Here is a 7,986-nt window from a genome sequence, read left to right on the forward strand (position 1 = left end):
TCTCAAGTCCACGTAAGAGAAAGCCGGGGAAACCCTGACAATGTTTCATCTGCCCAAATACAGGTTCAATTATTCGCTTGCGAAATCCATAAATATATCGACTGACTGGGTTTTGGAGGTTCCTGTCCATGGCCTTGTATCTGTCGGAACGGTGCCTGATATTTTTGGAGCCGGATTCGGCCTTTCTCATCTCTTGCTCTTTCCGGGTTGAAACAAGAGCGTTTATTTCATCCTTGGATTCCAGGTATTCAAGATTATCGTCACTGCAATACCCTGCGTCAGCAAGGACTGTCTTTGCGTAAACATCTATTTCTGAAAGATTCTGCTGTGCCTGCTCCAGCATAGGTTTAAGCTGATGAATGTCATTGGCCTCATTCACCACGTCACAGGCAATAACTATCTGGTCTTCTGTAGCTACGGCCTGAGCATTATAACCTTGAATATAACCTTTGGACGTCTTCTGAATACGACTCTCAGAATCGGTCATATTGACCTTGGTTTCAGGCTTCACTGTGTCGTCAGGCTTTTGAGATTTTCTGCCGTGTTTCTTATGAGACTCCTTGCTCTTTTTGGCTTCAGCCTTTTTTCTGGCTTCCAGGTATTTTTTAGCCTCTTTGATCTTTGCAAGCCTTTTTTCTGCAGTACTCAAATCCTCAGGAAGTTCATCACCACGTTTGCTGCCATACAGCCTGTCTTCCTCCTGATCTGTCTTCTCTGCCTGCTCAAGGAGTGCTTCCAATTTCTCCTTGAGTCGCTTCTCTTGCTTGGAAAGCTGCTCATAAGTTTTGTTGCGGCTCAGGCTTGCATTGGCTTTAACCTTGGTGCCATCAAGGGCTATAATGCCAGCCTTTACCAAACCAGAAGCCTTACAGAGAAGTAGTATCTGGGGAAAAAGATCCTGCAGAGCCCTGAGATGTCTTTTGCGAAATTCTGATATGGTTCTAAAATCTGGAAAATTACCGGCAGCAAGCCATCTGAATGCCACATCATCTACCAGGGCTTTGGCAATCTTCCTGCTGGATGGAATACCCATACAGTAGGCGTATAAAAGTATCTTTACCATCATTGCCGGATGATAGGCTGCGCTTCCCTGGCCATTGGCTCTGTAAGCTGTGATTAATGCTGACAGATCCATTTGATCAACTGTCTCAGATATAAATCGGGCAAGATGGTCCTGGGGGAGCCAGTCGTCCAGAGATGGGGGTAGCAGATATGGTTGCTCCGGATTATAGCTTCTGAAATTGTAGTTCATGAGGCCCTCAAAAAGCAATTATCATGTTGAAATTATATAATATTTTACCGAATTCGGCCTCATTTTGCAACTAATATTTGCGGGACAGACTCTATACTGACCAGCGACGATTATAATTCCCTCCTTCCCTCTGATTTATCCTTGCGATGTTTGCATACCTGGATAGGTCCACCGATAAATTACCAAGCTGCTTTTCAACAGATGCCTCAAGGTCGGCAATGCGCTTTTCATGATCACGGTAACGTAGGCATAACCTGCTGGGGTTGAGCGCCAACGAAATCCCAGTCAGCGTTCATGCCATGGTTAGCGCTTGGTCTGTTTATGGGTATGAATAAACTCTTTAGCCTGACTTTCCTACTTATTTTGACTTTTTGGTAAAAAAGCTTTAAATTTCAGTAAGTAAGGGGCAGTATTATTGTATACACTGAAATATTTACATTTTAAATAAATAATTTCAAGGAGTTATGAGTATTTTGTACATTGATACATATGTAACTTACTGAATTTTTTAATAATTTGTAGTGTATACAATAATTATCTTTTAACTCATTGTATTTATAAGGATAATTTCGTTCGCTTTGGTCATAACTAGGAAAGTCAGGTTAGGGTTGATAATCTTGATGCCCATATAGTCTTGAATTGCTGTGAGCGCTTTGTCTCCTGAAATAATAAAATCGGCTTTCAATGCCACAGCACATTCAATGAATTTATTGTCATCAGGATCATCTTCCACAACATATAATTTCGGGGTGTTTGCTGTGAAAACGGAATGAAATCCTCGTGCAAAGAGACCTAATAATTCACCAAGCTCTTTTTCATCCTGAAGACCGAGGCGTTGAAGCACTTCTATGTATTCGTCTATGATAGGTTTGGATAAACAAAGAGTGACTGCGCCAGTCTTCCAGAGGGTTATAACTTTGCGCGAATTACCTCCGAAAAAAGATGAAACAAAAACATTCGTATCAATAACAACCTTGATCACTTCTTATTTCTCACTTCTCGAATGACACGTTGAATGGCTTTAGGGGTATGTCCACGGGATTTCATCTTTCCTCCGATACGTTCCCATAAATCATCTATATAGGAGCCTATGTCTCGATCCCTGACGTAGTCTTCAAGCAATTCTCTGACGACTTCGCTAACGTTTTTCCCCTCAGCCTTTGCAAGGCTGTTGACCTTATTTTTGAGTTCAGGATTGATCCTAACTATCATTTGAGTGGCCATTGTACGCCTCCTCTATTGGTTGTTATAATGTATATACGATATATCACTCTGGTCTGAATGTCAAGATGCTATTGTTTGGCATAGAGTTGTATGCGCTAATCGCCGCGGATCAGGAGCGAGACCGGAGGCAAACTTGTTTGCCGACGGGATCGTCTGCTGCAGCCGCTGGTTGTGAGGCGCGGAGCGCCGAGCATCCAGCGGATGGTAATACGCGGCGATTGTTGCCGGGAGCGGAGCGTCCGGCAACAACGGAAAGCTCACTTGCCGGAAGGGTGGTGACCTTGCCTTGGTTACAACTGAGAAATATTGAGCATATCATAACGAGGTACTACCTAAAGCCGCAGAGCCCTTTCGGTCAACGTGCAGCGACTGGTTCGCCTTTCTATCTGCTTTTCAGGTAGCTTTTTAGATACCTATAGTAATTTTCATGTGGTCCGATCATAATCAATTCCAAATCGTTTCCAAGAAATCTATAGGCCAGAAGATATTGACCTGCCTGGATCTTGAATTTATGGACATAAACTCCACGAAGATCACCTTTCTTTTCAGATCCAATTGAAGGATTATTTATAATTTTGCGGACCTCTTCGTCTAACTTCTTTTTTTGGTGTTTCGTAAATTTTTTGACTTTCCGTTCAAAAGATCGAGATTGTAAGATTTTCATACACTCTTATCCGAATCTGTATTCTGAAGATTCACCTTCTTCCAGTTCTACAAGGCCGATTAAAATTTCTTTTATTAAGCTATAGGTCAAATCAGGGTTTTCCTCTGCACATTTGCCAATTCGTGCCCAATGTTCAATCTGACCAGTGACGGATCGTTTATCGATTTTGCTGAAAATTTTGGCCTCCCTAAGCAAATCTTCGGACACTCTAACCGCGTTACTCATATTAATAGTCCTCCTGAAATTCATGATGGTATACAATATAAAACAATACATTGCAGTTTGCAACAGAATATTTGATTTGGGTGAGTTGTTTTATAGATGAAGAATTTAGGCGATGGCGAGACATTGGAGGTTGCTGCTTTGAGGTCTGGGATGGACGTAAAGACAGCCAGGAAATACCGTGGTCTTGGCAAATCACCATGTGAATTGCGGGCTGAAAGCACACGTACATGGCGGACTCGAAAGGATCCCTTTGAAGAGGTATGGGAGCAAATCAAATCCTTTTTGAGGAACAATTCGGGCATTGAAGCAAAGACCTTGTTTGAATATCTGCAGAGGGAGAATCCTGGTTATTTTCAGGATGGCCAGCTTCGTACTTTTCAGAGGAAGATAAAGCACTGGAGGGCAACGAAAGGTCCTTCCGGGGAGGTTTTTCCCTCAGGTCCACAAACCTGGCAGGTTGAGCCAGTCTGATTTCACGAATATGGGTTCTTTGGGCATAACCATAGCTGGTGTCTTCTTTGATCATCTCATCTATCATTTTGTTTTGACATACTCTAACTGGGAGACTGGCAGTATTTGTTTTTCTGAAAGCTTTGAAGGTCTCACAGTGAGGGGCTTCAGAAGGCTCTGTGGAAACTTGGAGGTGTTCCTGAGGCGCACCAGACTGACAGGCTCTCCACAGCAGTAAATAAGGCGGACAATCCGGAAGAGTTTACAAGGCGTTATCAGGCTCTTCTGTCCCATTATGGGATCAGGGGACAAAAGACACAGCCGGCAAGCCCCAATAAGAATGGAGATATTGAACAGCGCCATCACCGATTCAAAAGGGCACTGGATCAGGCGCTCATGCTCCGGGGCAGTCGTGACTTTACCAGCAAAAGAGAATACATGAATTTTCTGGAAGATCTGTTTTCTCAGCTGAATTCAAACAGGAAAGATCGTTTTATGGAAGAGCAGTCAGCACTGGGATCATTGCCGTTAAAGCAGCTTCCTGCCTGCACACGGCTTGATCTCAGGGTCGGTCCGTCAAGCACCATCCGCGTGAAGCATAACGTCTATTCGGTACACAGCAGGCTTATCAGGGAAAAGGTTACAGTGAAGCTGTATGCAGAACTATCTGGATGTATGGTACGGGCAGAAGTTCATCGAAACCATGCCCCGGCTGCGAGGTTCCGGAAAGCACCGTATCCAGTACAGGCACATAATCGACTGGCTCATACGAAAACCCGGCGCCTTTGAAAACTACCGGTATCGCAGTGATCTGTTCCCAGGCATTCGTTTCAGAATGGCCTATGATGAGCTGAAAAGGTGTCATACAGATTCCATGGCTAATAAAGAATACTTAAGATCCTGCAGCTTGCTGCCATGGAAAATGAGGCCGCTGTTGATGATGCCCTCCGCCTTATTCTGAATAAGGGTATGATGATGTCTGCTGGCACGGTTGAAGAGCTTTTATTTTCAACCAGGGAAACAGCTCTTGCAACTGATGTTGAAATAGCTCCCGTTGCCCTTGATGTCTATGACAGCCTTTTGGAAGGTGCACAGGTGATGGCATGACTGATATACACAGTGCACTTACCAGCCACCTTAAAGAGCTTCATCTTCCTGCCTTCAGACAGTGTTACAGGGATGAGGCAGAGCTTGCCCGCAGGGAATCGTTGAGCCATGAACAGTACCTCCTGGAGCTGGTCAGAAGAGAATGTGAAGAAAGGGCTGAAAAACGTACAGCACGCTACCTCAGGGAATCAAAACTTCCGCTTGAAAAAAGCCTGGAGGTCTTCGACAGAAGTCGTCTCCCACTGAAGATTAATACCCTGGTAAATCATCTCCTTGAAGGAACGTTTCTGGATCACCAGGAAAATGTACTGGCCTTCGGTAATCCCGGCAGCGGCAAGACTCATCTGCTTTGTGCCATAGGGCAGGAACTGATACACAAAGGATATCGCATACTTTTTGTCTCATGCAATCTGCTGATTCAAGAACTGCTGATTGCCAAAAGAGACCTGAGGCTGGCAAGGGTCCTGAAGAAATTCTCAAAATATAAAGCTCTGGTCATTGATGACATCGGCTACGTTCAGCAAAACAGGGAAGAAATGGAAGTGCTGTTCACCCTCCTGGCTGATCGCTATGAAAGGGGCAGCGTAATGCTGACCAGCAATCTGCCTTTCTCCCAGTGGGAACGTATCTTCAAGGATCCCATGACAACGGCAGCTGCCATTGACCGCCTGGTTCACCACAGCATAATACTGGAACTGAACCTGACGAGCTATCGTCTGGAACAGTCCCAAAAAGGAAAAAATTTTAATGAAAAAAACAGAAAAATTGACAAACGGAAAAGGGAATTATAATTGTCGTTGACAGGGAAAAATAATTGTCGTTGATCAAGGGGGATATTCCGCTCAGTTAGTATAGATCCCAACAGTTGGGCTTCAATCCCATTTTCAATGGCAGCGACCTTTTATATATTCTTCTATCACGGCATTGGCAAAAGCAGTCGACTTTATTAGGCCTTAATAATTATTTTCGCATTTTTCGCAGGGTCCTCTATCCAGTGGCTGGCCTGCCTTGCTGGAGCGGGATTCACACCCGCTGGAATATGCGACCTTGCCCGGCCGCACTGAACGGTTACGCGAAGAGGCATTTATTTTTTAGTTTAGTTGAACTAACTCTTCTGTTTCCTCTTGCCAGTCATGCCAGAGAAAAACCTCTTCCTTGCCTTGAGCTATTATCCGGAAGGCATAGCGTATCAACCCTTCGTAGAATCGGCAGTAAGGGGAAGGAGAATTTAACTTGCCTGTAACCATATAGACTTCAGCAGGACAGGGAGCACCACAGAAATGACGGATTGCACAACTCGAACAGGGGTATATATTTTCTGCAATACGGTGCTTGACCGCTTCCATCTGCTTGGCCTGTACAATCTCCTTCAGATCCTGAGTAAACAGATTGCCGCAATTAAATTCCGGTATACCGATAAACTCACTACAGGGATAAATATCACCCAAAGCAGAGACAGCAAAAAAGCAGCGTCCGCCTCCACAGGGAGTAATGTCACACATCAGTTTCCTTCCGGTGGGAGCAAGGATTCCGGCCATGATATTGGCAAAACTGGCAATAACTACCTTTTTACCTGTACTTTCATACAATTCGAGACACCTGTCCAAAGCCACACAAAAGAAATGAAGCAGAGTCTCATCATCTGGCTTAACCTGCCTCCCTCCGGGCTGAGTACAGCGGACTGGATTGAACATAGCCATATCCAGGCCCAACTGGTAATAAAAATCAACCAGTTGAGGTAATTCCTGGACATTGTTTGCAGTTATTGTCGACATGACATTCAAGGCAGGATAATCTGACAATTGTTCAATGACTTTAACAATATGGTCAAAGAATCCCTTTCCTTGCCAGTTTTTTCTGTCACAGTTGGCTGTTTCCGTCCTGGAACCATCAAGAGATATACCTATAGAGATATTATTGTCTGTCAGAAAAGAGATCGCCTCTTGATCTAAAAGAGTGCCGTTTGTCTGGACCCCAAATTGGAAGTGGTCCAGATATCTTTCAATACCATAAAAAACAGCCTCTTTAGCCATGAGAGGCTCACTTCCGTGAAAGATTATTTGAGGTTTAATATCTTCAGGAAGAGTCTCTTTAAAAAACAAAAGTAATCTTTCCAGAGCAGCACAGACTTCCTCTTTAGACATATTCTTGCCTTGGCGTCGAATCGATTCTGGCAGATAGCAGTAAGTGCAGTTCATATTGCAGCGTTCTGTAGGGTTGAAGTAAACAGCAGAGTGACGGAGACCAAAACGAACATAATTCATATCATCAGTCAGGAGCTTTTGATGTTGAATAAAGCCGTCTTTAACTGAACCTACAAGGACTCCAGGAAAAGTATCTGCCTGAACGATTGACCAAAATCCAGTATCCGGTTCAATGACTGCAACAGAGTCTTCCAGCCCTATTTCCAAAACAGACAACCGAGGACCATTTCCTGTATTCACATAGCAGGAAGCGGCACTTACTGACATGCCATTTTTTTGTAACATATAATCCCTCTATTTTTATTTTTTCTTTGTTTTTGACGTCAGCATGATGTAATGCGAAAGTCCTGTATTTTGTCCCAATCGTTTACATCTGCGCCGATAAGAGATAATGCCTTTTTTGTACATAACAAACCTCCTTGTTCTCTTTTTGTGGACTTGCCAAAAAAAGAGGCCCGAAAAAGATATAATTAATCTCTTCCGAGCCTCTTTTACCATCAGAAACTCATATTTTTGTTTTTCAACAGGTCTTCTGACTTACGGATCATCAGTAATTCTGCTGCCTTCCCCTCAAGGTGCGCCTTGAAAGTGGCTGAGTTCAGACTCTTTGCAGAACACCTCCCCGATTACAGCGGCGGGACCGTCATGGATTCTCACCATGTTCCGAGATGTTGAAAAAACAGAGTATAATATATATTACTTTTTTATTTTATTAAGTCAAGTGCTTATGGGACATCTGGATATTTCATATAAGATACAGGCAGCAAGCACCGGGTAGGCTGCTTGCCATACAATTACTGCCATTGGTCTGAAGATTCTTTCATAGAGCAACCATTTTTTGAGTCAACTCCTCAATTTTT

The 7,986-nt window shown here is 43.7% G+C and carries 12 protein-coding genes and 1 riboswitch; of the genes, 5 read left to right on the top strand and 7 right to left on the bottom strand.

Going from position 1 to position 7,986, the window contains the following annotated elements; genetic code table 11:
• From C4B57_00195 to C4B57_00205, 3 genes are all read right to left on the bottom strand, one after another.
• A partial coding sequence (locus C4B57_00195) for a hypothetical protein (protein PXF55914.1) occupies window positions 1-1,270 on the bottom strand: 1,270 nt, incomplete at its 3' end.
• Window positions 1,271-1,793: 523 nt separating this feature from the next.
• Complete coding sequence (locus C4B57_00200) at window positions 1,794-2,234, bottom strand: putative toxin-antitoxin system toxin component, PIN family (GenBank protein ID PXF55915.1); 441 nt, start codon at window positions 2,232-2,234, stop codon at window positions 1,794-1,796.
• Complete coding sequence (locus C4B57_00205) at window positions 2,231-2,476, bottom strand: CopG family transcriptional regulator (GenBank protein ID PXF55916.1); 246 nt, start codon at window positions 2,474-2,476, stop codon at window positions 2,231-2,233. The genes C4B57_00200 and C4B57_00205 overlap by 4 nt, the downstream gene beginning before the upstream one ends.
• Here C4B57_00205 and C4B57_00210 point away from each other — a divergent pair.
• Entirely contained in the window at window positions 2,476-2,877 is a 402-nt protein-coding gene (locus tag C4B57_00210; protein PXF55917.1) for a hypothetical protein, read from the top strand. The two genes, C4B57_00205 and C4B57_00210, sit on opposite strands and share 1 nt — an antisense overlap.
• Here the strand turns inward: C4B57_00210 and C4B57_00215 are convergent.
• Together C4B57_00215 and C4B57_00220 are read right to left on the bottom strand one after the other, a co-directional pair.
• A complete protein-coding gene (locus tag C4B57_00215) occupies window positions 2,859-3,140 on the bottom strand; it encodes an addiction module toxin RelE (protein ID PXF55918.1) in 282 nt (93 codons plus the stop codon). The genes C4B57_00210 and C4B57_00215 overlap by 19 nt on opposite strands.
• Window positions 3,141-3,146: 6 nt before the next feature.
• A complete protein-coding gene (locus tag C4B57_00220; GenBank protein PXF55919.1) occupies window positions 3,147-3,365 on the bottom strand; it encodes a hypothetical protein in 219 nt (72 codons plus the stop codon).
• Window positions 3,366-3,515: 150 nt separating this feature from the next.
• On the opposite strand from C4B57_00220, the gene C4B57_00225 reads away from it, so the two are divergent.
• The 4 genes from C4B57_00225 to C4B57_00240 all read left to right on the top strand — a co-directional run bounded on the left by C4B57_00225 (window position 3,516) and on the right by C4B57_00240 (window position 5,713).
• Entirely contained in the window at window positions 3,516-3,836 is a 321-nt protein-coding gene (locus C4B57_00225; GenBank protein PXF55920.1) for a hypothetical protein, read from the top strand.
• A gap of 156 nt (window positions 3,837-3,992) precedes the next feature.
• Window positions 3,993-4,604, top strand: a complete 612-nt coding sequence (locus tag C4B57_00230; GenBank protein PXF56138.1) for a hypothetical protein — start codon at window positions 3,993-3,995, stop codon at window positions 4,602-4,604.
• A gap of 126 nt (window positions 4,605-4,730) precedes the next feature.
• Entirely contained in the window at window positions 4,731-4,922 is a 192-nt protein-coding gene (locus C4B57_00235) for a hypothetical protein (GenBank protein ID PXF55921.1), read from the top strand.
• Window positions 4,919-5,713, top strand: coding sequence for an AAA family ATPase (locus C4B57_00240; GenBank protein PXF55922.1), 795 nt, complete (start codon window positions 4,919-4,921; stop codon window positions 5,711-5,713). The genes C4B57_00235 and C4B57_00240 overlap by 4 nt, the downstream gene beginning before the upstream one ends.
• Window positions 5,714-6,013: 300 nt before the next feature.
• Here the strand turns inward: C4B57_00240 and cbpB are convergent, their stop codons facing one another.
• Both cbpB and C4B57_00250 read right to left on the bottom strand, forming a co-directional pair.
• On the bottom strand, window positions 6,014-7,393 hold the full coding sequence (gene cbpB / locus C4B57_00245) for a peptide-modifying radical SAM enzyme CbpB (protein PXF56139.1): 1,380 nt from the start codon (window positions 7,391-7,393) through the stop codon (window positions 6,014-6,016).
• Between the two features lie 33 nt (window positions 7,394-7,426).
• The gene (locus tag C4B57_00250) at window positions 7,427-7,624 is read right to left on the bottom strand and encodes a hypothetical protein (protein PXF55923.1); all 198 of its coding nucleotides are present in this window, start codon (window positions 7,622-7,624) and stop codon (window positions 7,427-7,429) included.
• A 29-nt stretch (window positions 7,625-7,653) separates the two neighbouring features.
• Window positions 7,654-7,791: riboswitch (cobalamin riboswitch) on the bottom strand.
• Window positions 7,792-7,986 lie beyond the last annotated feature (195 nt).

This window comes from Deltaproteobacteria bacterium (assembly GCA_003194485.1).
Lineage (GTDB): Bacteria > Desulfobacterota > Dissulfuribacteria > Dissulfuribacterales > UBA3076 > UBA3076.

What these genes read in the sequence shown, in the direction of transcription:
- C4B57_00215 (PXF55918.1), bottom strand. Translation starts at nt 3,140, where the DNA reads ATGAAAATCTTACAATCTCGATCTTTTGAACGGAAAGTCAAAAAATTT.
- C4B57_00240 (PXF55922.1), top strand. Translation starts at nt 4,919, where the DNA reads ATGACTGATATACACAGTGCACTTACCAGCCACCTTAAAGAGCTTCAT.
- C4B57_00220 (PXF55919.1), bottom strand. Translation starts at nt 3,365, where the DNA reads ATGAGTAACGCGGTTAGAGTGTCCGAAGATTTGCTTAGGGAGGCCAAA.
- C4B57_00250 (PXF55923.1), bottom strand. Translation starts at nt 7,624, where the DNA reads ATGGTAAAAGAGGCTCGGAAGAGATTAATTATATCTTTTTCGGGCCTC.
- C4B57_00235 (PXF55921.1), top strand. Translation starts at nt 4,731, where the DNA reads ATGGAAAATGAGGCCGCTGTTGATGATGCCCTCCGCCTTATTCTGAAT.
- C4B57_00225 (PXF55920.1), top strand. Translation starts at nt 3,516, where the DNA reads ATGGACGTAAAGACAGCCAGGAAATACCGTGGTCTTGGCAAATCACCA.
- C4B57_00205 (PXF55916.1), bottom strand. Translation starts at nt 2,476, where the DNA reads ATGGCCACTCAAATGATAGTTAGGATCAATCCTGAACTCAAAAATAAG.
- cbpB (PXF56139.1), bottom strand. Translation starts at nt 7,393, where the DNA reads ATGTCAGTAAGTGCCGCTTCCTGCTATGTGAATACAGGAAATGGTCCT.